Origin of the sequence: Bacillus sp. FSL L8-0152 (genome assembly GCF_038006365.1) — a bacterium.
Lineage (GTDB): Bacteria > Bacillota > Bacilli > Bacillales > Bacillaceae_G > Bacillus_A > Bacillus_A cereus.
The window spans coordinates 2,971,467-2,994,527 of record NZ_JBBOVB010000001.1 but is presented as its reverse complement, the minus strand read 5'-3'; the positions used below and the strand labels follow the sequence as shown (position 1 = coordinate 2,994,527).

Genomic DNA, 23,061 nt, shown 5'->3' with positions numbered 1-23,061 from the left:
GGACGTTTTTTTATTTCTGCATTAATTATGAACAGTTTCTTTTTCGTTTAATCCAAGTGTACGACCAGTAGAAGTGTGAAGGTCTTGGAACAATCTTGGATTTTCAGTTAGTGAAATGCCATATGAAGGAATCATTTCTTTTATTTTTTCTTCCCATTCTACCATGCGGCTTGGGAAACATTTTTCTAATACTTCGAGCATGACGTGAACAGCAGTAGAAGCACCTGGTGATGCGCCTAGTAATGCGGCGATTGAGCCGTCAGCTGCACTTACTACTTCTGTACCAAATTGAAGTGTTCCTTTACCGCCAGCATCAGTATCTTTAATTACTTGTACACGTTGTCCAGCAACTACAATATCCCAATCTTCACTTTTCGCGTTCGGAATGAATTCGCGTAATTCTTCCATACGTTTTTCATGTGATAACATAACTTGCTGAATTAAGTATTTTGTAAGTCCCATTTCTTTTACACCAGCGGCTAACATCGTTAAGACATTATTCGGTTTTACAGAACCGATTAAGTCAAGATTTGAGCCAGTTTTTAAGAATTTAGGTGAGAAGCCTGCGAATGGTCCAAACAGTAAAGCTTTTTTATTGTCTATATATCTCGTATCTAGATGAGGTACAGACATTGGCGGAGCGCCAACTTTAGCTTTACCGTACACTTTCGCATGATGCTGCTCTACAACTTTTTGGTTTTTACATACCATAAATAGTCCACTTACTGGGAAGCCACCGATATGCTTTGATTCAGGGATACCAGTCTTTTGAAGTAGAGGTAGGCTACCGCCACCGCCGCCAATAAAGACGAATTTAGCAGTATGATGCTCAATTTTACCACTATTCATATCGTGTACTTTTACTTCCCACAAACCATTTTTCGTGCGCTTAATATTTTCGACACTATGCTTGTAGTTTAGCTCGACATTTTTTGTTTTTAAGTAATCAAACAACATACGTGTTAATGCACCGAAGTTAACATCTGTTCCAGAGTCAATCTTCGTTGCCGCCATCGGTTCATTAGATGTGCGACCTTCCATAATGAGTGGAAGCCATTTTTTTAATGTTTCAGGAGCATCAGAAAATTCCATTCCTTGAAACAGTGGATTTTTTGAAAGCGCTTCAAAACGGTTTTTTAGAAACTCAACATTTTTTTCCCCTTGTACTAAACTCATATGAGGTAGTGGCATAATAAAATCTTGTGGATTACGAATTAATTTGCTCTTTACAAGATATGCCCAAAATTGTCTTGAAAGCTGGAATTGCTCATTCACTTTTACAGCCTTACTAATATCTATAGATCCGTCAGCTTTTTCGGAAGTATAGTTCAGTTCGCATAGCGCAGAATGCCCTGTACCTGCATTATTCCATTCGTTAGAGCTTTCTTCCCCGGCACTTGCGAGTTTTTCAAAAACTTTAATTTCCCATTCTGGTGCTAATTCTTTTAGTAATGAGCCTAACGTTGCACTCATAATTCCTGCACCAATTAAGATAACGTCTGTTTTTTGCTGCATGTTGCTCATGATAATCTCTCCATCCCCTATATTGGCAAAAAAGTGTAGGTGTTTTCTATGTCTAAGCCGTAAAAGAGAAACACCGCCTAGGCCCCACCTAGGTGTATACCTTTTTTGTCTCAATTATATAACCATCTCATACTCTATTATAATAATTAATAGACTAAAATATCTAGTGTTATCTGATAATTTTAAACTATTTAACGTTTTATTCGCTAAAAATCTTATTTAACAAGCTCTTTTAAGGTGGTAAATAGAAAAAAATTACAGTTTGAAATTATCTCGAAAAAGCTTACGTATCCTTAAGTGACTAAATCGAGTACCTTTTTATAGGATTATTCTTTCTGTAATGGTAAGATTATTCCGAAAAATAAAAAGGAGGGACTCTAATGTGTACAAAAGAACAAATTTCAAACTTATTTCGAAACTTTTCAATAAAGGAATGTAAAGGGTCAAGTGATTTATATGAATATTTATCAATGAAAATTGCTGAAGATGAGGAAGTACTTACACTATCGTCCTGTGCTCAGGTAGGTCAACCAGTCCCAAACTTACTATTAGGTGCAGTACATTATTTATTGTTAGCAGGGAAAGAACATCATTTAAAAACGTATTATAGTAGTTTAGTTGAAAATGCCGATACAAATTTAAATAAAGCTTTTGATCATTTTAAAGATTTCTGTAAAGAGTACCGAGAAGAAATCATTACATTGTTACAAACGAAACTCGTTCAAACGAATGAAGTAAGACGGTGTGCATACTTATACCCAAGTTTCTGCTACATATTTAACAAAGTGAAGAAGCCGTTAGCGTTAATTGAAATTGGGACAAGTTCTGGGTTGCAACTGTTCTGGGACCAATATAGTTATTCGTACGGGACGGATGAAATGTACGGAAATATAAATTCAAATGTGCATGTAACTTCTGAAATAAGAGGGGAGAATGTACCGCATTTTCTAAAAGAAGGCCCATCTGTCGTAGAAAGAATCGGACTGGACTTACATGTGAATGATTTACATAATGAGGAAGATTATTTATGGTTACGTGCTTTAATTTGGCCAGAACATAAAGAAAGGCTTGAGATGTTTGATCAAGCTGCATCTTTAGTAAAAAATGAATCTGTCCAATTCATAGAAGGAGACGGTGTAGAGCTATTATCATCTATTATTGAACAAATAAGTGAAGAAGCTGTTATTTGTATTTTCCATACACACGTCGCAAATCAAATACCAGAACAAGTAAAACATAAGTTAGAAAAACAAATACAAGAAATTGGCGCAAAACGTGATGTATTCCACCTTTATAACAACATGTGGGATCGTGACCTTCATATTGATTATTATATTAACGGAAACGAATATCGTGAAACGGTTGGAGAAACAGAAGGGCATGGGAAATGGTTTAGCTGGAAGATTGGAAATGAGACGCCTATTTAGATTAATAGGGGCGCCCTCACTTGTAAAAGGTGGGGCCATAGGCTCAATCATGGACTAAATGGTTAAGGAAATAAATTTATTAGTAACATACAAAAAATGCTTCGGAGAAATCCTAAGCATTTTTTGAATTACATTTAAACCCCATAATGGATCATGTACTTCTGTTCTGCTGCGGCTTGTACAATTTTTGAAGCTAACTCATTCAGCTCATCATATTTTCTGAAGAACTTTGAAGATGTAACTGTTTCATAGAAAATTGCTAATGATTCAGGCGGGATAATTGTAATACCGTAATGAGCTAAACCGTGTTCTTGATTTTTGACTGTATGAAAGTAGGTTTTCATAATTGATAAATTTCGATTTAAGCTACTGATAATATCATCATCAACAGAAATACAATGATATTTCTCTGGTGTATAATCTTCGTAATTTTTTTGAGAAGTAAAATCGTCAATTATTCCAAAATCATGGACACATGCCATCATTATCATCCTTTCAGCTTTAATAAAGTGAGTTCTATTAAAGTAAAATGGTCATTCGTTTAAGTGTAATAGAAATAGTTATGTAGTTCATAAAATATCTTCGGTTCTTCTTCGTGAAGACAGTTTATTTATCGATAAACTCATCGGGAGCCCAAGTGGCGATTTCATTCCCAGGTGCAGCGACTACAAGCCATTGCTCACATAGAACACCAGATTGCCAACATTCATAATAATCATGAAAACCATTTACAAAAATAATTTGTCCACTCTCTAATGTAATAATTAAATGAGGGCTTTCTAAGCCGAGTCGTATATCGGTAACTTTTTGTCTTCTTATCTTAAATATTCTTTCATATTCTTCTTCCTCAGAATAAACTTCAAATTCATCTTCATTTAATGGGTATCTTTTTTGAGGTTTATTAAATAAACACCATTTGGATTCGATATTGATATATAATTGTCCGTCATAATCAACTGAGTCGTGAAAGTTTGTGAAATGAATCTTTATAGCGGCTGGAGAAATACCAAATTGTAATCCATCAACTTGTGATCCGATGAATAGATTTTCCAACACTTTTTCAGCGTAAATTTTATCTTCTTGATTCATTCTTGAAATCCTCTTTTTCTTAAAAATATACCTTATATTTTTATTGTAATAAATAAATTTTCATGTAAAATGAACCTTTTGTGAAAAACGAGCGAATATAGTGTGAAAGATTACGAGAGGGGAACGAAACTTTGGATGAAGTACAATTAAAAGAATGGCTATATAAAAGAAAGTATGTTGCCCAAAAAAGAGTTTGAGAAAGTGTTACTTTGGATTGTTGAATAGATATTTAGCAAAAAAAGTAACTAATAATTATATTATGTAAACTTAGTTTATAAAACACCCATTTAAAAAATGGATGTTTTATATTTTGATATACTAGGTGGAATATATAGTTTAAAAAAGCGGAATACTTTGCGGAAAGTTAAAGACATTTTTCGGATCATATTTTGCTTTTACTTCCATTAATCGGTCAAAGTTGCAACTGAAGTATGCATCTGGCCAATTTTTAATGGATAGGTCAGGAGTATTAACATAGGCACCTTTTGTAAATGGAAGCATTGCCAAACGGAAGTCTTCAACCCATCGAATACTTCCGCCAGCACCTTCTGGTTGCTCCCAAGTAGCGAATATTGACATGTTTGATAGTGCTTTTCGGTAAAAGTAAGCAGTCGCCTCATTTGGCACCTCAGCAACAGCACCGCCTAATCCGTGGAAAAATACGGAGGTGGTGGAAAAGGGAGGTGCATTATTAATAAAGTGATCGATAATGGATAGTCCTTCTTCTGGTAATAGTTCATATACATATGGACCAACACTTTTAAATGGTAAAGGTGTTGCAGGTTGCTTCTCAGCTATTTTCGCTGCTGCTTCTGCCCATGGTATTTCTTCGATAGTTACTTGCAGTGGTGAACCGGCTTCTAGTAATGGCTGTAGTAGCGACTGCAATTCTTGTACAGAACCGAGAAATACACCTTGCATTAATAATGATGGTTCTAATCCTGCAGACATAAAAAGAGTAGTTGTAAGTCGTTTATTAGCGCAAGGTAGCGTATATTCTTGCCAAGAGGTTAATACAGGTTTTAAATCTGATATCCCCCAGCTTATTTCTGCAAATCCTACCGTATTAATTTTATGTGTTCGAAACTTAAACGAAGTACATATTCCAAAGTTACCACCATCAGCACCGCGCGAAGCCCAATAGAGATCGGAGTTACACTTGGCGTTAGCGCGTATTATACAACCATTCGCGTCTACCATTTCTAATTCAAGTAAATGATCGAGAGTTAATCCAAACGGACGAGAGAGAATACTATGTCCGCCACCTAAAGTAACACCTGCAATCCCGGGAGTAGGACAAACACCACTCGGCACAACTAATCCTTCAGCTGCAAGTGTTTCAATTAAAGAAATATTTCTCCATCCAGTCCCGATAGTTACAGTTCCATTATTGTGATCTATTTCTAATTGCTTCATTTCACTTACATCAATTACAAGACCAGCATTACTGACGGATAATGCCTCATAATTATGACGTCCAGAGCGCATGCGTATAGGAACGTTATGTAGCCTTGACCAGCGAACAGCGTTTACTACATCCTGCGTATTTTGAGCAAAAATAATGATTAACGGAAATTTGTTGAAGAATGTATTGAATTCTTCACGCGCTGAATTATAATCAGGATCATTAGGTGTAACGATACGACCAGTAAGTTCAATTTTTTGATTATTCATTTCAGTCATCTCTCCTTGACGTGAAATATTTATAATGTGGAAATACAGAACATAAAGAAGAACTGACAATACTTTATAAGTAAATGAATAAAGGAAAAGGATTATTCCAATAAAGAAAAAGGCAGTGCTACTTAAGTAGCACTGCCTTTTTGTAATTATATGTATGTGCTCAAAATTTCCCCAGGTAATCCATCAATCTCACAAACTTTCTCCGATGTAAAACCTACGCTTAGTAAAATTTTGCGAGAAGGGATATTATTTGGATCGATCATTGCTTTTAGTAGGTTTACATCTGTTTGCTTCACTATTAAAGCTAGATGTTAATTTTTGATTATGTACGTACATACAATGTGTAATTAAGTGAATGATTAACATAGTAATTACAGAAAAGGGTGAATGAAGCATATGAATCAATTTGAGCAAATGATGTACGTTGGTATCATCATGTCTATTGTACTATCCGTAATGATTTTAGGGTCCTTATATTATAATCCTCGACTTTCATTAACTGATTATCCAAAAGATATTCAAAAAGTAGTTTTTCCAAAATCGATTCATGAAAAAAAGCAAACCATTTACTTTAATATTGTATACAATGCTATTCTTTTCGGTTGTCCTTTCGTTTCTACATATATATTACATAAGCATGAAAAATTATTGTATATTGATGCTTATTTACACACTTTTGGTATTTTAATGATTTTCAATTTAGTAGATTTACTTATAATTGATTGGCTAATTTTTTGCTGGATTACTCCAAGGTTTGTTGTGATTCCTAGTACGGCAGGTATGAAAGGATATAAAGATTATAAGTTTCATTTAAGAGGGGCTATAGTCGCTACTCAAATTTTAGCAATCGTAAGTTTATTTTTGGCGGGAATTGCAACAACTATTTAGTGTGAAGAAGGGCATGAAGCTTTTATAAAAGATAAGGAGATTTATAATATATAGAATTAGAAATAAGAATTTGTTAGTATTGAAGTGAGGAGTTTTAATAACAGTATATTAAGCCGTATTAATATACTGTTGCAAATGTTTTGATATTATGTAAAATTATACAATTTTACAGAGACATTTGATAAAATTCAAAAAAATATAATGGAGGCTAATATGAAAAAAGTAATTGGCGCAGCAACAGCAACTATTTTTGGATTGGGGGCGTTTACCACAACTGCTACCGCAGAAACAATCGTAACAGCAGATGTACTTAACGTACGTGAAAAACCGACTACAGAATCAAAAGTGGTCGAAAAAGTAAAGAATGGGCAAGAGTTAAAAGTCATCAATACCGAAGATGGCTGGTCAAAAATTGAATTGAACGGTAAAGAAGTGTTTGTAAGTTCGGAGTTTACAAAAGATGTGTATCATGTAACGGCGAATTTGTTAAATGTACGTACCGAAGCAAACACAGATTCAGAAATTCTTGGCAGACTAAAAAAAGATGATGTAATTGAATCAACGCATCAAGTAAAAGACGGATGGTTGGAATTTGAGTATAAAGGAAAAATTGCTTATGCAAACGTTTCTTTCCTATCAAGTACAGCACCAACTGAAAAGAAAACTGAAGAGAAAACGAAGCAAGTAGCGAAAGTACAAAAATCAGTTAAAGAAAAGAAAGAAGTAAAGATGCAGAAAGTAGCAAAAGCGAAAGAAACAACGAAAGCACAAGAAATAGTAAAGCCTAAAGAAGAAGTAAAAGTTAAAGAAGAACCGAAAGCACAAGAAATAGTAAAGCCTAAAGAAGAGGCAAAAGTTAAAGAAGAAGTAAAAGTTAAAGAAGAAGTAAAAGCGCAAGAAATAGTAAAGCCTAAAGAAGAGGCAAAAGTCAAAGAAGAAGTAAAAGTTAAAGAAGAACCGAAAGCGCAAGAAATAGTAAAGCCTAAAGAAGAGGCAAAAGTCAAAGAAGAAGTAAAAGTTAAAGAAGAACCGAAAGCGCAAGAAATGGTAAAGCCTAAAGAAGAAGTAAAAGCTAAAGAAGAAGAAAAAGCGCAAGAAATAGCAAAAGCTAAAGAAGAAGAGAAAGCAAGAGAAATAGCAAGAGCTAAAGAAGAAGAGAAAGCAAAAGAAATAGCAAAAGCAAAAGAAATAGCAAAAGCTAAAGAAGAAGAGAGAGCAAGAGAAATAGCAAAAGCAAAAGCTAAAGAAGAAGAAAAAGCAAGAGAAATAGCAAAAGCTAAGGAAGAAGAAAAAGCAAGAGAAATAGCAAAAGCAAAAGCTAAAGAAGAAGAAAAAGCAAGAGAAATAGCAAAAGCTAAGGAAGAAGAAAAAGCAAGAGAAATAGCAAAAGCTAAGGAAGAAGAAAGAGCAAGAGAAATAGCAAAGGCTAAAGAAGAAGAGAGAGCGAAAGAAGTATCACAAAACAATATACAGTCTGCTAAACGTGAATTAACGGTAGTAGCGACAGCGTATACTGCTGATCCAAGTGAAAATGGTACATATGGTGGACGCGTTTTAACTGCGATGGGGCATGATTTAACGGCAAATCCGAATATGAGAATTATCGCAGTTGACCCGAAAATAATCCCATTAGGATCTAAAGTATGGGTAGAAGGTTATGGAGAAGCTATCGCTGGTGATACTGGAAGCGCAATTAAAGGTAATCGTATTGATGTATTAATGGGGTCAAAAAGTAAAGCTATGAATTGGGGAAGAAAAACTGTTAAAGTAAAAATTTTATAGTAACTATAATGATCCAAATAGAAGTCAGTTCTCTTTATTGAGGCTGGCTTTTATTTTTTTAGTGGAAGTATAATAGGATTTTTAAATGACTTATTAATAAACCTGTAATAAAACATAAAAATTGTCTCATGTTTAGAAAAACTATTAAGAATGAGGTAAGGAAGTAGAACAGAAGGTTATTGAGAAGTAGAGAAGAATAGTATGTTGAAAACGAAGGGTTAACGTATAATGAAATATATAAATCGGATCAAATCGTTTACTAAACACTTTCACTCATAATAGTGTAATTAAGTTCAAAGGATAGGTGTATTTCATGAAAGAAGTAAGAGAATATATTGAAACAAAGAAACAAGGTGTATTGGAGTTGCAAATAAAAGAAACGGAAGAAAAGCTAGGTGCTGCTTTCCCAAATCAATATAGGGATCTTATTAAATTAGTTAATAATGCTGAAATAGGGGAATGGATACTATATCCGATTAAAGATAATAGAAATGTAACGAAAACTTGGGATGATATTGTTAGACAAAACATTGACATGAGAGATGAGTCTATACCAGAAAATCTTATCATAATTGGTGACGATGGTTCAGGGGATAAATTGTGCTTTAAAATAAATAATGGAAAAATGGATGATAAAATATATATTTGGTATCACGCGGATGACGAAATGGAAGAAATATCTCCGAGTTTAAAAGAATTTATTATGGAAACTATTCAGGAAGACGATGTTTTTTAGTCTTAATTATTATCATTTTGTGAATCATTCTTATAAAAGGCGAGGATAGAATATGACAATAGAATTATATGGCGCACATTGTAATGAGCGGAAAGGGTATAGAGTAATTGAAGGAAGAGGTTCATATAATCATTACTTTGGCGGTCAAGATTGTAATTTGCCAGTATGTAAGTTATGCGGTGAGAAGATGCATCAAATTCTCTGTTTTGATTTAAAAGGTGGGAGACTTGCTGAACTTAAAAGTAATGAACTAAATATTTTACCATTCGTTTCATGCTTGAACTGCGCGATGGTGTGGGAACCGCAATATTTTCAGTTAAGTGATGGAGGTAAAACAGTTCAAATCATAAAGCAGCAAAATACAGAAGAATGGATAATGGAAGAGGAAGATAAGTTACCAGTTTCATTACCAAAAACAACGGTAAAGCTTATAAATATGAAAAATGAAGATATACCTACAGATGAAGATAGTTACTGGGAAGCTTTTGACTTGTTCGGTTCTGAATATGTATGTAGATTATTAGGGGCACCATTATATGCGGATCTTCCAGAGCATTTGGCGTGTCCAACTTGTTCTAAAGAGATGAAGTATGTTGCTACAATTACACAAGATATCGAGGAACGTGAACTTATTTCAGTAGTTGATTTCCAGTTTGGGGAAATGAATATATACTATTATTTATGTAAAGATTGTTCAATTATAAAAACGGAAACACAAAGTACATAACAAGACTAACATATTATATTAGTCTTGTTTTTGTATCGCAACATCATTAAGAATCGCATCAAATATATCTTTTTGCGTAAAGTTATCTGTAAAAATAGTTTCTCTGGCAACCTCAATTGTATCGTGCGGATTATACCATTTTTGGAGGGAATCTTCACCAAATTCATATCGTTTGTCCCTTGTGTTATGTCGTCTAATAGTTTCCTCTAATGATAAATCAAAATAATATGTAAATGCATTTTCATCAAAATAACGAATTAATTCTTTTAACATCTCACCATACCTGCGACTGTCCAATATACCTTCTAAAATAACAAATTCACATTTTCCTTTTCCGTACTTTGTAATTTCAAATAGTAAATCATGTGATAAATTACCCATTGTGTCGTGTACTCTAAGCATATCTCTACGCACAACATCCTGTGATACTAAAAGTGTACCTTGTCCGAAATGTTCTTGTAGTTGCTTTGCAATCGTTGTTTTACCACTTGCGGAGTTTCCTCTAAGAATGATTAAAGTGGATGTAAGTATAGGTTTAGACATAATGTATTCCCCCAACGGTATTAATTATATAGAAAATTTTAACAAATAAAGTGAGGAAAGTGTATAATTAATATGATGGATATTTAAGGAGGGGATTAGATGGGGGATATATTAAAAAATGCACAACCTATATGGAAACGGACTTGGTTTCGTTATCTAGGGGCATTTTTTATTGTTCAGTTACTGTTTATTTTGTGTGAAATAACTGCGTGGGCACCAAACTTTAGGCCAGGCGGAGAGTTTTTTAATAGAATATTAAATTCTCAATTTTTCACTGAATGGTTCACACTCTATACAATCCCGCAATTTAACGTATTTACAGCATTTTTTGCGATTACATTACTACCATATGCATTAGTAGGTGCAATGAAAGATGTAACATCAAGAAAAAATATAAAGGAATAATAGAGGTATAATATGCTTTTTCAAAAAGAAGGTTTATTGATTAGATACGTAATGGAAAATGATGCAGCTATCATTTCTAAATGGTTAACGGACCCAGCAGTCCTGCGGTATTACGAAGGGCGAGATAATCCGCAATCTGTAGAAAAGGTGCTTGATCATTTTATGCATAATCCAAACAGTAATGAAAATAGATGTTTAATAGAATTTGATACCGTTCCGATTGGTTACATACAAATGTACCCAGTTGATTCAGAGTGGAAAGCGATATATGGCTATAAAGAATCACAAAATGTATGGGGAATGGATCAATTTATCGGTGAACCAGTCTATTGGGGAAAAGGAATTGGACAAAAACTCGTTCAGGCAGCAATTACATACATTATGGGTGAAATGGGAGCAGAAGCAATCGCAATGGATCCGAAAGTAAATAATGAACGAGCGATAAAGTGTTATGAAAAATGCGGATTTAAAAAAGTAAAGATTTTAAAGGAACATGAGCTGCATGAGGGGGAACTAGAAGATTGTTGGATGATGGAATACAAACAATTATAATGAATATGCAATGGCTTATATAAACGAAGGGAGCTGTGTGAAATGAAAAAAGCATTAATCGTAATTGATGTGCAAGCCGGTATGTATACAGCTGGAATGCCAGTACATAATGGGGAAAAATTTTTACAAACATTGCAAGAGCTTATTGGGGAATGTCGTTCAAATGATATTCCAGTTATTTATGTCCAACATAACGGTCCTAAAGACCATCCGTTAGAAAAAGGTACGGATGGATGGCGAATCCATGCAACAATCGCTCCGCAAGAAGGGGATGATATTGTTGAAAAGACGACGCCAGATTCATTCCATAAGACAAACTTAAGCGAAGTGTTACAAGAGAAAGGAATTGAACACGTTATTCTTTCGGGAATGCAAACAGAGTATTGTGTAGATACGACAACGCGCAGAGCATGTAGTGAAGGATATAAAGTAACGTTAGTTAGTGATGCGCATAGTACATTTGATGCAGAAGTGTTACGTGCTGAAGATATTGTGAAACATCATAACGCAGTATTGGGAGCGTTTGCGGATGTTGTTGCATTAAAAGACTTGAAAGTGGCTGCCTCTAAATAAGAGGCAGTTTTTTTATTAGAAAAATAGCGTCAAATATTGTTGGTAAGTCGATATTTTGAAATAATCGTTTATATAATTTCACGTACCATAATAAAAATATACAAAAAAGGAGCACCACATAATTAAAAAGGGCGCTCCTGCATTAAAATGTTACTTCTTCTTGTCTTTATCCAATATATTTTGTTCTTCAGCAAACTCCGTACCATATGCAAAGCGGCGATTAATACGAATGTTATCATTGTTGTGCCTTGTATGAGAGTTAGAGAAGCGATGAACGATTACTTCAGATAAAGTGAAGACGATGGCAGAAAGGATACTGCCCCATGCAATTTGCATATAGTTGTCTAATAAAATATTACCGAAAATCCATACGCTTAAATATGTTAATAAGAAATCCGACATAATGGCACCAGTATTGCCAATTCGATTTAAAATAATTTTATCAACGAACATGTAGGATACGATTGTAACAAAGAGACTGAATGAAATAATTTGAACAAACGTTGCAGGGAAAAATAAAGCAAGCCCAATGCTAAATGCGATAATGCACGATATAAACTTGATAAGCACTACTGTGAAATCATTCAAAATTTACACCTCCGATTTATACATAGTTTTGCAATAAATTCTGGAGTTCATACATTGTAACGGATTTATTTACATAAAACTTTTTCATGTTCGGAATTTAGTCTAAATATTATAAAAATAACGAAAAAATGTTATAGTAAAATGAGAGTGTATGACATTTTTAGGTAAGGGGGAATCCAGGATGTGGATTACTTCAGAAGTAGAAATTCCAGATGAGTTAATTGATCACATTGAGCAAGGAAAGTTAGTGTTATTTGTTGGAGCGGGAGTTTCTATGAAAGGGAAATCAAACTTACCAAATTTTGATGATTTAGTTGATGAAATTGCAAAAACGTTATATGTCGAAAAGCGTGAAATAACAGAACCACATGATTATTATCTTGGTAAAATTGCGAAAACAAAAGATGTACATCAAGTCGCAAGAGATCTTGTTCATATAGAGAAATCAAAACCGAATCCATTACATTATGCAATTCCAAGGTTATTTCCTTTAGATACAGATATCCGCATTGTAACAACAAATTTTGATCAACATTTTACAACTGCAATTAAAGAAATAAATAGAGATATCAATGTTTATTACGCTCCAGCTTTACCGACTGGGAGAGCTTTTAAAGGTCTTGCTTATATACATGGTAATGTAGAACAGGAGAAAGAGGCTTTAATTTTAACAGACGGTGATTTTGGAAGGGCTTACTTAACGGAAGGGTGGGCGAGAAGATTTTTAGTCGATCTATTCTCAAATTACACCGTTTTATTCGTTGGATATAGTCATAATGACCCAGTAATGAAATATTTAGCAACTGGTTTACCACCAAGTACAAGACGATTTGCTTTCGTCGCACAAGGAGAAAATACGTACCACTGGGAACATTTGGGGATAAGACCGATTGTGTATCCGAATAAAGTGAATACTCATCAATCCCTCGTAAAAGCGGTAAAACGCTGGGCGGAATTAATGGGTGATAATTATATTACGAAAAGAATGCGTATTCGGGATATTGTAACGGTTCCCCCGTCAGTAGAACAGGAACAATTATCATACATAAAGCAATCAATTAAAAAAATTGAAACAGTTCGTTACTTTGTGGAATTTGCTCACGATTATGAATGGGTCGAATGGTTAGAAGCAGAAGGTAAATTACAAAATTTGTTTATGCTTACGCCAAACTATAATGAAGTAGATGAATTACTTGCAGAATGGTTAGTGGAACAATTTCTTTTTAGTCATCAGATAGAATTATTTCAATTAATTTATAAAAACTATTCTAAAATATCACCGTTATTATGGAGAACAATTTGTAACTACTTAAACGAAACGAAGAGTAAGATGGACCCATTGTTGTTTGCCAGGTGGACACTCCTTTTATTAGAAACTGCTGAAAAAGATAGTAGCTCTATAGAAAAGATTTCTAAGTTACTGCAAAAATGTTCTTTTCCTGAGCATAAGGAAATTGCGTTATTGTTACTAACTTTTATTTTAGACGGAAAGCTGAAGTTGAAACGTGTAAGAAAATGGGGAAATGATACGCAAGAAGCAATAGAACTCGAGGAATCGAGTCGCTTACCAGTATCAACATTTTCTCATGTGGAGCAAATTTGGAATGAAAAGATGAGGCCATATATCGCCTATTATGCTGTTCCAATTATGATGATTGGATTAGAAAAATTGAGAATGTTGTCATTAAGACAAACGGCACTGAAAAAAAGAAATACGGAAGATGTAGAAAAAGAGTTTCATCAAAATGATCTTGCATTTTTAATACAAATTGTAAAAGAGTGTCTAACTTATTTATGTGAAAACAATGAGAAAAAAGCGGATTATTATATTACAGAAATGATAGAAGCGAATAGTGTACTTCAAAAGCGAATTGCAATTGATGCGATGAATAAAAATATTTTTGTTCGTGTAGATGACAAAATGAAATGGTTGTTACATGAAGGACTTCTTTTAGATTTCACTTATAAACACGAAGTTTTCCAACTTTTAAAAAGTCATTATGCAAATTGTTTGGAAAAAACAAAAGAAGAAGTCACTCGAACTGTAATAAAGCGTCTTACAGAAGAGAGAGTATTTGATGCATGTCTCGTATTAGACTTATTATTCAAGTGTGATTCAAATAGTCCATCTACGGCAAATGGGTATGAGTTAATGAAGCAAAAGCATCCTCATTTTCATTCTGAACAATACAGTGTACAAAAGAAAGAGGATACAGCGCAAAGCATTACTTGTAATGTAACAGCTGACGGATTATTGCAGCTGAAAGATGTTGAAATTATGAAGCAAGTTCGGCAATTTTCGCAAGATGGTGTTTTTGAACAACGCCATTTTTTAGAGATGTTATCAAAAGCATGTAAATTGAATACGGAGTGGAGTATTTCATTCGCATATCAATTAGTAGGAGTGCAAGAAATAAGTAATGAAGTATGGTTTGTTTGTATTAGAGAATGGCGAAATAACAGAGGATTGACAAATGATCAAATCCAAAAAATTATTCCGTTATTGCAGAAATTTGTTAGAAATACTGCTTTTCATTGGTTAATTAGTAGTTTTCTATATGAAATTAGTAATCGACTAGAAGAGTTAGAAGAGAATAGTATACGTGTTGTAAAACGCTTTGCTTTTTCAGTGTTTCCTCAAGTTATGAAGAGTGATACGGATTTTAAGCTTGGAAAACAAGATTTTTACAATGAATCAATTCAGCATCCTGTTGGAAAAATGACGGCTGTATTATTAAAGTTGTTATCATATGATCATTTATACGATCGTAATGTATATGAATATTTATTTTTATTTGAAGAACAAGTAAGAGTTAATTCAGTACGAACAAACTTTATGTTTGCTCGTTTAATAGCAGATATTACATTTCTATATCATATTGAAAAGCAATGGTGCCGAAAATATTTGTTACCATACTTAGATTTAAAAAAACAAAATGAAATTACGGAATATGCATGGGCTGGTTTATGTTACACGCAAATAAATTTACCTTTATTTACAGAAATGAAGCGTTTTATTAAGTATGCGATAGAACATTTGGAAGTATTACATCCGCATACGAGGGAAGCTTTCTTGAAGTGGCTTAGCTTTGTATTTATTAAATGTGTACTATATTGGGAGCAAAAAACAGATTGGTTATGCCCTTTACTCGTATTAGAAAATGAAGAAAATAAAATTAAATTTATGCAGTTTTTATGCTATTACGTCAAAACATTAAGTGTAAAAGAACAACAAAAATTTTGGACAGCTTGGCTCAGTGTATTTTTGCGAGAACGACCAAAAATGGGTGAGATAACAGCGAGAGAATATGTAATGCTTTTACGTATTATTTTATACATGGATGAAATATTAGAAAAAGGATTATGTATTATGTCTCGTGCATTTTCAAGTGTAAATGGTAAATGTACAGGTGAGGAAATGAAGCAGTTATTGATTGAAATGCTTCATAAGAAAGAAAGTATGAAAGCGCATAAAGAAATGTTTGCAAATGTGTTTTTTATTTTACTACAAACATGTCAAGAAGCCGTTTTATTTGAAAAAGAAATCATAAAAATAAAAGAATTATTAGTTCAGTATGGAGTAGAGGAATATGTTTTACATTTACTAGAAAATGAAATAATTCGCATAGGAATTGTAATGGGTGATTTACAAGAAGAATTATAGGACGAAAGTGGAATTTTAAAAAATATATAAAAAGTTGTTGACAGTGTTTTGAAAAGCGTTCTATAATACGAATCATACTTATTCAATTTCAAAAACATTTGAATAAACAAAGTGCAATGAAGAGATCACAGTAGTGGTTAGTCTTACTGTAACAGAGAGCTGGTGGTTGGTGTGAACCAGTACAGGGATAATCATGAATTACAGTCTTGGAGCATCTTTTTCGTAATAAAGATAGTTTGTCTTTATGAGGAAAAAGCGGTCAATTGATCGTTAACAGTGAAGAGAGGTAGACAGAAAGTTAGTCTACAACTAGGGTGGTACCGCGATAAATATCGTCCCTACTGATTTATTCAGTAGGGACTTTTTGTATTTTAGTGGTCCAACTTGAAAATAAAATAGTCATGCATTGAAAGGAAAAGCAGTAGTTGTTGTTTCCCTGTAACAGAGAGCTGGTGGTTGGTGCGAACCAGTACAAAAACAAGAGCGAATTACAGTCCTGGAGCATCTTTTTCGTAGTAAAGATAGTATTGTCTTTATGAAGGGAAAGACGGTCAGATGATCGTTAACAATGAAGAGAGGTAGACGAAAGAAGTCTACAACTAGGGTGGTACCGCGATAAATATCGTCCCTACTGATTGGATCAGTAGGGCTTTTTTGTACAAAAAAGTGGCTTTTTAACTAGTAGTTCATGTCTTTGTACGAATTATTAGTTTAAAATAAGAAGAGGTATCGATTCCACTATAAATTTGTATAATTAACCAGTTCAGAAAATAGAGAATCTTTTATTCTCTTACTATACTTTTAAAACATTAGAGGAGGATTTCCAAATGGCAAATCATGAATTAGATCAATTACGTAAACAGGTAGATGAAATTAACTTACAACTATTACACCTTTTAAACAAACGTGGTGAAATCGTTCAAAAAATTGGAGAACAAAAGCAAGTACAAGGTACGAAACGCTTTGATCCAGTACGTGAGCGTGAAGTACTTGATATGATCGCAGAGCATAACGAAGGACCATTCGAAACATCAACAGTTCAACATATTTTCAAAACGATTTTCAAAGCAAGCTTAGAGTTACAAGAAGATGATAACCGTAAAGCGTTACTAGTATCACGTAAAAAGAAACAAGAAAATACAATCGTTGATGTAAAAGGTGAATTGATTGGAAACGGAACACAAACGTTCATCATGGGACCTTGTGCAGTAGAAAGCTTAGAGCAAGTTCGTCAAGTAGGGCAAGCGATGAAAGACCAAGGCTTAAAATTAATGCGCGGTGGTGCATTCAAACCGAGAACATCTCCATACGATTTCCAAGGTTTAGGAGTAGAAGGACTACAAATTTTACGCCAAGTAGCAGACGAGTTCGACTTAGCAATTATTAGTGAAATTTTAAATCCGAACGATGTTGAAATGGCATTAGACTACGTTGATGTAATTCAAGTTGGCGCACGTAACATGCAAAACTTCGATTTATTACGAGCTGTAGGTAAAGTTAACAAACCAGTATTATTAAAACGTGGATTAGCAGCAACAATTGATGAGTTCATTAATGCAGCGGAATACATCATTGCGCAAGGTAACGATCAAATTATTCTTTGTGAGCGTGGTATCCGCACATACGAAAGAGCAACACGTAACACATTAGACATTTCTGCAGTACCAATTTTAAAGAAAGAAACACACTTACCAGTTATCGTTGATGTAACACATTCAACTGGGCGCAGAGATTTATTATTACCAACAGCGAAAGCGGCACTTGCAATTGGCGCAGATGCAGTAATGGCTGAAGTTCATCCAGATCCAGCAGTTGCATTGTCAGATTCTGCACAACAAATGGACATTCCAGAATTCCATAGATTCATGGATGAGTTAAAAGGTTTCAAAAATAAATTATCTTAATTCCATATCATATATGCGTTGAAGAGGAAACAGTAGTGCTTATCTCACTGTTAAAGAGAGCTGATGGCTGGTGTGAATCAGTACAAAGGTAAGCATGAATTACAGCCTTGGAGCATCTTTCTCGACAACTTATGGAGGGGAAGACGGTCAAACGATCGTTAAAGAAGAAGAGAGGTAGACGACAGTTGTCTACAACTAGGGTGGTACCGCGATAAACATCGTCCCTACTGAGCGCTCAGTAGGGACTTTTTTGTACAAAAAAATAGTAAAGGGGCAAGAGAAATGAGATACATTACAGCTGGAGAATCACATGGACCGCAGTTAACAGTTATTTTAGAAGGTGTACCAGCAGGTTTGACACTTACGGCGGAACATATTAATAAAGAATTATTAAGAAGACAAAAAGGTCATGGACGCGGAAGACGCATGCAAATTGAAACAGATACAGTTGAAATTGTAAGTGGTGTTCGTCACGGGATGACACTTGGATCACCGATTACGTTAATCGTAAAAAATGATGATTTCAAACATTGGACGAAAGTAATGGGTGCTGAGCCAATTTCTGAAAAAGAAAGTAAAGACATGAAACGTACAATTACAAAACCACGTCCAGGACATGCGGATTTAAATGGAGCAATTAAATATGGTCATCGTGATATAAGAAACGTATTAGAGCGCTCATCTGCAAGAGAAACGACAGTTCGTGTAGCTGCTGGTGCAGTTGCAAAACAAATTTTAAGCGAATTAGGCGTAAAAATTGCAGGACATGTTCTTGAAATTGGTGGAGTAAAAGCAAAACATATTTCAAACTTACCGATTGAAGAAATTCAAACGATAACTGAAAACTCACCAGTTCGATGTTTAGATAAAGAAGTAGAGCAAGAAATGATGGATGCGATTGACAACGCAAAAAGTAGCGGAGATTCAATCGGTGGTATTGTGGAAGTTATTGCAGAAGGTATGCCAATTGGCGTTGGTAGTTACGTTCATTACGATCGTAAATTAGATGCAAAACTTGCTGGTGCAATTATGAGTATAAATGCATTTAAAGGTGCTGAAATTGGCGTAGGTTTTGAAGCGGCAAGACAACCAGGAAGTAAAGTGCATGATGAAATTCTGTGGGATGAAGAAAAAGGATACACGAGAAAAACGAATAATGCCGGCGGTTTAGAAGGCGGTATGACAACAGGTATGCCAATTGTCGTAAGAGGCGTTATGAAGCCAATTCCTACATTATACAAACCGTTAGCAAGCGTTGATATTGATACGAAGGAAGCATTCCAAGCGAGTATTGAAAGATCTGATAGTTGCGCAGTACCAGCGGCGGGTGTAGTAGCTGAATCTGTTGTAGCATGGGAACTTGCAGATGCACTAGTCGAACAATTCGGAAAAGATCGTATGGAATTATTAAAACAAAACATTATGCAACACAATAACTACGCAAAAGAATTTTAATAAAAAGGTGGGTTTAACGTGCAAGTAAAAGATCAACTATCATCATTACAACCATATAAACCAGGTAAATCACCAGAACAAATGAAAGAAGTGTACGGAGATCATTCGTTTGTGAAATTAGCATCGAATGAAAATCCATTCGGTTGTTCACCGAGAGTTTTAGAAGAGTTGCAAAAATCTTGGTTGGAACATGCTTTATATCCTGACGGAGGTGCTACGACGCTCCGTCAAACAATCGCGGATAAGTTGCATGTGCAAATGGAACAAGTACTTTGTGGTAGTGGTTTAGATGAAGTCATTCAAATGATAAGCCGTGCAGTACTTAAAGCAGGAGATAATATCGTAACGGCTGGTGCAACATTCCCGCAGTACCGTCATCATGCAATTATTGAAGGCAGTGCAGTGAAAGAAATTCCTTTAAATAACGGTGTATACGATTTAGACGAAATTTCGTCAGCGGTAAATAATAATACGAAAATCGTATGGATTTGTAATCCGAACAACCCGACGGGCACATATGTGAATGAGCAAAAATTAACTCAATTTATTGAAGGCATTAGTGAAAATACGTTAATTGTCATTGATGAAGCGTACTATGAATACGTAACAGCAAAAGATTTCCCTGAGACATTACCGCTTTTAGAAAAACATAAAAACATTCTTGTACTTAGAACGTTTTCTAAAGCATACGGATTAGCTTCTTTCCGCGTTGGATATGCGATCGGACAGGAAGAGCTAATTGAGAAATTAAATGTCGTACGTTTGCCATTTAACGTATCTTCATTAGCGCAAAAAGCAGCGATGATTGCTTTTGGTGACGATGAGTTTATTGAGGAAATAGTTCGTGTGAATACAGAGGGATTACAACAATACGAAAGCTTTTGTAAGGAAAATGAAATTCCATTTTATCCATCACAAACAAATTTCATCTTCTTGCCAGTTGAGAATGCTGGAGAGATTTATGAAGCTTGTGCACATGCAGGGTTTATTATTCGTCCATTCCCAAATGGTGTCCGTATTACAGTTGGAACAAGGGAGCAAAATGAAGGAGTGATTTCAGTGTTAAAACAACACTTTGAAAACAAAAAAAGTAAGTCTCGAGATGAGACAAATGCGTAAAAAGGTAGTATTAATTGGAACAGGTTTAATAGGAGGCTCTCTCGCCTTAGCAATTAAGAAAGAGCACGATGTAACGATAACAGGGTACGATATATTTCAAGAGCAAGTAGAGCGTGCAAAAGAATTACACGTAGTAGATGAAGTAGCAGTTGATTTACAGCATGCATGTGAAGAGGCACATTTAATTATTTTTGCTTCTCCAGTTGAAGAAACGAAGAAGCTATTACACAAACTTGCGTCATTCCGTTTACGAGAAGATGTTATAGTGACTGATGTTGGTAGTACAAAAGGGTCTATTATGAACGAAGCGGAAGCTTTATTTTCAAAGGAAGTTTCTTTCATTGGGGGACATCCGATGGCGGGTTCTCATAAAACGGGAGTTGAAAGCGCAAAGGCGCATTTATTTGAAAATGCATTTTACATTTTAACACCGATGAATCATATACCAAATGAACAAGTGGAAGACCTTAAAGTATGGTTAAAAGGAACAGGATCTCATTTTCTTGTTTTAAATACAGAAGAACATGATTATGTAACAGGGATTGTTAGTCATTTCCCGCATCTTATCGCAGCAGGTTTAGTAAAGCAAGTTGAGAAACATGCAGGAGATAATCCGCTCATTCATCAACTCGCTGCTGGAGGTTTCAAAGACATTACACGTATCGCATCTAGTAGTCCTAAAATGTGGAGTGATATTGTAAAGCAAAATCGAGAGCATTTAATGGTATTATTAAAAGAGTGGATCTCTGAAATGGAAGGTTTATATAAGACAGTTTCTACCGGAGATGCAGGCGAGATTCAAAACTATTTTGCAGATGCGAAAGAATACCGTGATTCTTTACCAGTAAGAAAGAGTGGTGCAATTCCTGCCTATCACGACTTATACGTTGATGTATTAGATAAGGTGGGGGCATTGGCTCATATTACGAGTATTTTAGCGCGCGAGGAAATTAGTATTACGAACTTGCAAATATTAGAAGCGCGTGAAGGACTGCTTGGGGTATTACGTATTAGTTTCCAAAGGGAAGAAGATCGTATGAAAGCAAAGCTAGCGCTTGGAGAAGAAGAATACCAAACTTATGAAACAATTTAAATGAGAAGGTGAAAAACGTGAAAGAAAGAACAATACAACCTGTTAATAACGGATTGAATGGCAATATTACAATCCCAGGTGATAAATCCATTTCACACCGTGCTGTTATGTTCGGTTCGATTGCAGAAGGGAAAACAACAATTAAAGGTTTCTTGCCCGGTGCAGACTGTTTAAGTACGATTTCATGTTTTAAAGAAATGGGAGTAGAAATTACGCAAAACGGTGATGAAGTTACTGTAGTTGGTAAAGGATTAGAAGGTTTACAGGAACCGAAAGCTGTATTAGATGTTGGTAATTCTGGTACAACAATTCGATTAATGTCAGGTATATTAGCTAACACACCATTTTTCTCTTGCGTACAAGGTGATGAGTCAATCGCAAAAAGACCGATGAAGCGTGTAACAAACCCATTAAAACAAATGGGTGCAAACATTGACGGCAGAGAAGAAGGAACATTTACACCGCTAACAATACGTGGCGGAGATTTAAAAGCAATTGAATATATTTCTCCTGTTGCAAGTGCACAAGTAAAGTCAGCTATTTTACTTGCAGGTCTTCGTGCAGAAGGTGTAACAGCTGTTACAGAACCACATATTTCACGCGACCATACGGAAAGAATGCTTGAAGTATTTGGTGTTAAAGTAACTCGCGAAGGGAAAACAGTGAAGCTGTCAGGTGGACAAAAATTAACAGCAACAGACATTCAAGTGCCAGGTGACGTATCATCAGCAGCATTTTTCTTAGTAGCAGGTGCAATCATCCCAAATAGTAAACTAGTATTACAAAATGTAGGAATGAATCCAACTCGTACAGGTATTATTGATGTTTTAGAGAAAATGGGTGCTACGTTCACTGTAGATCTAATTAACGAAGGGGCATCAGAACCAGCTGCAAATATTACAATTGAAACATCTTCATTAAAAGGAATTGAAATTGGCGGAGATATTATCCCTAGATTAATCGATGAGATTCCTGTAATCGCATTAGCGGCAACGCAAGCGGAAGGAATTACAGTAATTAAAGATGCACACGAATTAAAAGTAAAAGAAACAAATCGTATTGATACAGTCGTTGCTGAGTTAACGAAACTAGGAGCTCGCATAGAAGCAACTGATGACGGCATGATCATTTACGGAAAATCAGCTCTAAAAGGCAATACAGTAAATAGTTATGGTGATCATCGCATCGGAATGATGCTTGCGATTGCTGGCTGCCTGGCAGAAGGAAAAACAATTATTGAAGATGCAGAAGCAGTAGGTGTATCATATCCTACATTCTTTGATGAACTTCAAAAGTTAGCTAAATAATA

The 23,061-nt window shown here is 34.9% G+C and carries 20 protein-coding genes, 1 pseudogene and 3 other annotated features; of the genes and pseudogenes, 14 read left to right on the top strand and 7 right to left on the bottom strand.

From position 1 onward, the window contains the following. Window positions 1-21: 21 nt before the first annotated feature. Window positions 22-1,524, bottom strand: coding sequence for a malate:quinone oxidoreductase (locus tag MHH27_RS15120; RefSeq protein ID WP_000069138.1), 1,503 nt, complete (start codon window positions 1,522-1,524; stop codon window positions 22-24). Between the two features lie 380 nt (window positions 1,525-1,904). Between MHH27_RS15120 and MHH27_RS15115 the strand changes: the two genes are divergently transcribed. Further along, window positions 1,905-2,951, top strand: a complete 1,047-nt coding sequence (locus MHH27_RS15115; RefSeq protein ID WP_090977735.1) for a DUF2332 domain-containing protein — start codon at window positions 1,905-1,907, stop codon at window positions 2,949-2,951. A 134-nt stretch (window positions 2,952-3,085) separates the two neighbouring features. On the opposite strand, the gene MHH27_RS15110 is transcribed toward MHH27_RS15115, so the two are convergent. The 4 genes and pseudogenes from MHH27_RS15110 to MHH27_RS15095 form a co-directional block, all read right to left on the bottom strand. After that, window positions 3,086-3,436 carry a hypothetical protein gene (locus tag MHH27_RS15110; RefSeq protein ID WP_003270899.1) on the bottom strand — a complete coding sequence of 117 codons (351 nt, stop codon included), beginning with the start codon at window positions 3,434-3,436 and terminating at the stop codon, window positions 3,086-3,088. Between the two features lie 121 nt (window positions 3,437-3,557). After that, window positions 3,558-4,040, bottom strand: coding sequence for a hypothetical protein (locus MHH27_RS15105; RefSeq protein ID WP_016512655.1), 483 nt, complete (start codon window positions 4,038-4,040; stop codon window positions 3,558-3,560). Between the two features lie 336 nt (window positions 4,041-4,376). Further along, complete coding sequence (locus tag MHH27_RS15100) at window positions 4,377-5,714, bottom strand: FAD-binding oxidoreductase (protein WP_340943159.1); 1,338 nt, start codon at window positions 5,712-5,714, stop codon at window positions 4,377-4,379. A gap of 155 nt (window positions 5,715-5,869) precedes the next feature. Further along, window positions 5,870-6,022: pseudogene (locus MHH27_RS15095) on the bottom strand (GNAT family N-acetyltransferase); the annotation flags it as partial. 97 nt (window positions 6,023-6,119) lie between these two features. Between MHH27_RS15095 and MHH27_RS15090 the strand changes: the two are divergent. From MHH27_RS15090 to MHH27_RS15075, 4 genes are all read left to right on the top strand, one after another. After that, window positions 6,120-6,611 (top strand): hypothetical protein, encoded by a 492-nt coding sequence (locus MHH27_RS15090; protein ID WP_016512657.1) that lies wholly within the window; start codon window positions 6,120-6,122, stop codon window positions 6,609-6,611. 213 nt (window positions 6,612-6,824) lie between these two features. Then, window positions 6,825-8,393, top strand: a complete 1,569-nt coding sequence (gene entB, locus MHH27_RS15085; RefSeq protein ID WP_340943156.1) for a cell wall-binding protein EntB — start codon at window positions 6,825-6,827, stop codon at window positions 8,391-8,393. A 313-nt stretch (window positions 8,394-8,706) separates the two neighbouring features. Further along, window positions 8,707-9,129 (top strand): SMI1/KNR4 family protein, encoded by a 423-nt coding sequence (locus tag MHH27_RS15080; protein WP_000665935.1) that lies wholly within the window; start codon window positions 8,707-8,709, stop codon window positions 9,127-9,129. Between the two features lie 52 nt (window positions 9,130-9,181). Further along, the gene (locus tag MHH27_RS15075) at window positions 9,182-9,856 is read left to right on the top strand and encodes a hypothetical protein (protein WP_340943153.1); all 675 of its coding nucleotides are present in this window, start codon (window positions 9,182-9,184) and stop codon (window positions 9,854-9,856) included. A gap of 18 nt (window positions 9,857-9,874) precedes the next feature. Here the strand turns inward: MHH27_RS15075 and MHH27_RS15070 are convergent, their stop codons facing one another. Further along, window positions 9,875-10,399, bottom strand: a complete 525-nt coding sequence (locus MHH27_RS15070; RefSeq protein ID WP_074625439.1) for a kinase — start codon at window positions 10,397-10,399, stop codon at window positions 9,875-9,877. A 99-nt stretch (window positions 10,400-10,498) separates the two neighbouring features. Here MHH27_RS15070 and MHH27_RS15065 point away from each other — a divergent pair, with 99 nt between their 5' ends. From MHH27_RS15065 to MHH27_RS15055, 3 genes are read left to right on the top strand one after another with little or no spacing between them, the layout of a single operon-like run. Continuing rightward, window positions 10,499-10,804, top strand: a complete 306-nt coding sequence (locus MHH27_RS15065; RefSeq protein ID WP_000502339.1) for a YfzA family protein — start codon at window positions 10,499-10,501, stop codon at window positions 10,802-10,804. Between the two features lie 12 nt (window positions 10,805-10,816). Further along, a complete protein-coding gene (locus tag MHH27_RS15060; protein ID WP_000898784.1) occupies window positions 10,817-11,356 on the top strand; it encodes a GNAT family N-acetyltransferase in 540 nt (179 codons plus the stop codon). A 42-nt stretch (window positions 11,357-11,398) separates the two neighbouring features. Next, the gene (locus MHH27_RS15055) at window positions 11,399-11,929 is read left to right on the top strand and encodes a cysteine hydrolase family protein (protein ID WP_016081173.1); all 531 of its coding nucleotides are present in this window, start codon (window positions 11,399-11,401) and stop codon (window positions 11,927-11,929) included. A 150-nt stretch (window positions 11,930-12,079) separates the two neighbouring features. Here MHH27_RS15055 and MHH27_RS15050 read toward each other — a convergent pair whose 3' ends face one another. Then, window positions 12,080-12,517, bottom strand: a complete 438-nt coding sequence (locus tag MHH27_RS15050) for a YndM family protein (RefSeq protein ID WP_000997702.1) — start codon at window positions 12,515-12,517, stop codon at window positions 12,080-12,082. 181 nt (window positions 12,518-12,698) lie between these two features. On the opposite strand from MHH27_RS15050, the gene MHH27_RS15045 reads away from it, so the two are divergent. From MHH27_RS15045 to aroA, 6 genes are all read left to right on the top strand, one after another. After that, window positions 12,699-16,181 (top strand): DUF4020 domain-containing protein, encoded by a 3,483-nt coding sequence (locus MHH27_RS15045; protein WP_340943150.1) that lies wholly within the window; start codon window positions 12,699-12,701, stop codon window positions 16,179-16,181. Between the two features lie 107 nt (window positions 16,182-16,288). Beyond that, window positions 16,289-16,524: a binding site (T-box leader), on the top strand. A 54-nt stretch (window positions 16,525-16,578) separates the two neighbouring features. Further along, window positions 16,579-16,814 (top strand) — a binding site (T-box leader). A gap of 194 nt (window positions 16,815-17,008) precedes the next feature. Then, window positions 17,009-18,085: a bifunctional 3-deoxy-7-phosphoheptulonate synthase/chorismate mutase gene (locus MHH27_RS15040; RefSeq protein WP_001273575.1), complete on the top strand. Its 1,077-nt coding sequence runs from the start codon at window positions 17,009-17,011 to the stop codon at window positions 18,083-18,085. Between the two features lie 9 nt (window positions 18,086-18,094). Then, window positions 18,095-18,314: a binding site (T-box leader), on the top strand. Window positions 18,315-18,367: 53 nt separating this feature from the next. Further along, window positions 18,368-19,540, top strand: a complete 1,173-nt coding sequence (gene aroC, locus MHH27_RS15035) for a chorismate synthase (RefSeq protein WP_001269431.1) — start codon at window positions 18,368-18,370, stop codon at window positions 19,538-19,540. Between the two features lie 18 nt (window positions 19,541-19,558). After that, a complete protein-coding gene (hisC, locus tag MHH27_RS15030) occupies window positions 19,559-20,659 on the top strand; it encodes a histidinol-phosphate transaminase (protein WP_340943147.1) in 1,101 nt (366 codons plus the stop codon). Then, entirely contained in the window at window positions 20,652-21,752 is a 1,101-nt protein-coding gene (tyrA, locus tag MHH27_RS15025; RefSeq protein WP_071732053.1) for a prephenate dehydrogenase, read from the top strand. The genes hisC and tyrA overlap by 8 nt, the downstream gene beginning before the upstream one ends. A gap of 17 nt (window positions 21,753-21,769) precedes the next feature. Next, the gene (aroA, locus tag MHH27_RS15020; protein ID WP_340943143.1) at window positions 21,770-23,059 is read left to right on the top strand and encodes a 3-phosphoshikimate 1-carboxyvinyltransferase; all 1,290 of its coding nucleotides are present in this window, start codon (window positions 21,770-21,772) and stop codon (window positions 23,057-23,059) included. Window positions 23,060-23,061: the final 2 nt, after the last annotated feature.

Coding starts and splice junctions, on each gene's coding strand:
- MHH27_RS15120 (WP_000069138.1), bottom strand. CDS start 1,524: ATGAGCAACATGCAGCAAAAAACAGACGTTATCTTAATTGGTGCAGGA.
- MHH27_RS15115 (WP_090977735.1), top strand. CDS start 1,905: ATGTGTACAAAAGAACAAATTTCAAACTTATTTCGAAACTTTTCAATA.
- MHH27_RS15110 (WP_003270899.1), bottom strand. CDS start 3,436: ATGATGGCATGTGTCCATGATTTTGGAATAATTGACGATTTTACTTCT.
- MHH27_RS15105 (WP_016512655.1), bottom strand. CDS start 4,040: ATGAATCAAGAAGATAAAATTTACGCTGAAAAAGTGTTGGAAAATCTA.
- MHH27_RS15100 (WP_340943159.1), bottom strand. CDS start 5,714: ATGAATAATCAAAAAATTGAACTTACTGGTCGTATCGTTACACCTAAT.
- MHH27_RS15090 (WP_016512657.1), top strand. CDS start 6,120: ATGAATCAATTTGAGCAAATGATGTACGTTGGTATCATCATGTCTATT.
- entB (WP_340943156.1), top strand. CDS start 6,825: ATGAAAAAAGTAATTGGCGCAGCAACAGCAACTATTTTTGGATTGGGG.
- MHH27_RS15080 (WP_000665935.1), top strand. CDS start 8,707: ATGAAAGAAGTAAGAGAATATATTGAAACAAAGAAACAAGGTGTATTG.
- MHH27_RS15075 (WP_340943153.1), top strand. CDS start 9,182: ATGACAATAGAATTATATGGCGCACATTGTAATGAGCGGAAAGGGTAT.
- MHH27_RS15070 (WP_074625439.1), bottom strand. CDS start 10,399: ATGTCTAAACCTATACTTACATCCACTTTAATCATTCTTAGAGGAAAC.
- MHH27_RS15065 (WP_000502339.1), top strand. CDS start 10,499: ATGGGGGATATATTAAAAAATGCACAACCTATATGGAAACGGACTTGG.
- MHH27_RS15060 (WP_000898784.1), top strand. CDS start 10,817: ATGCTTTTTCAAAAAGAAGGTTTATTGATTAGATACGTAATGGAAAAT.
- MHH27_RS15055 (WP_016081173.1), top strand. CDS start 11,399: ATGAAAAAAGCATTAATCGTAATTGATGTGCAAGCCGGTATGTATACA.
- MHH27_RS15045 (WP_340943150.1), top strand. CDS start 12,699: ATGTGGATTACTTCAGAAGTAGAAATTCCAGATGAGTTAATTGATCAC.
- MHH27_RS15040 (WP_001273575.1), top strand. CDS start 17,009: ATGGCAAATCATGAATTAGATCAATTACGTAAACAGGTAGATGAAATT.
- aroC (WP_001269431.1), top strand. CDS start 18,368: ATGAGATACATTACAGCTGGAGAATCACATGGACCGCAGTTAACAGTT.
- tyrA (WP_071732053.1), top strand. CDS start 20,652: ATGCGTAAAAAGGTAGTATTAATTGGAACAGGTTTAATAGGAGGCTCT.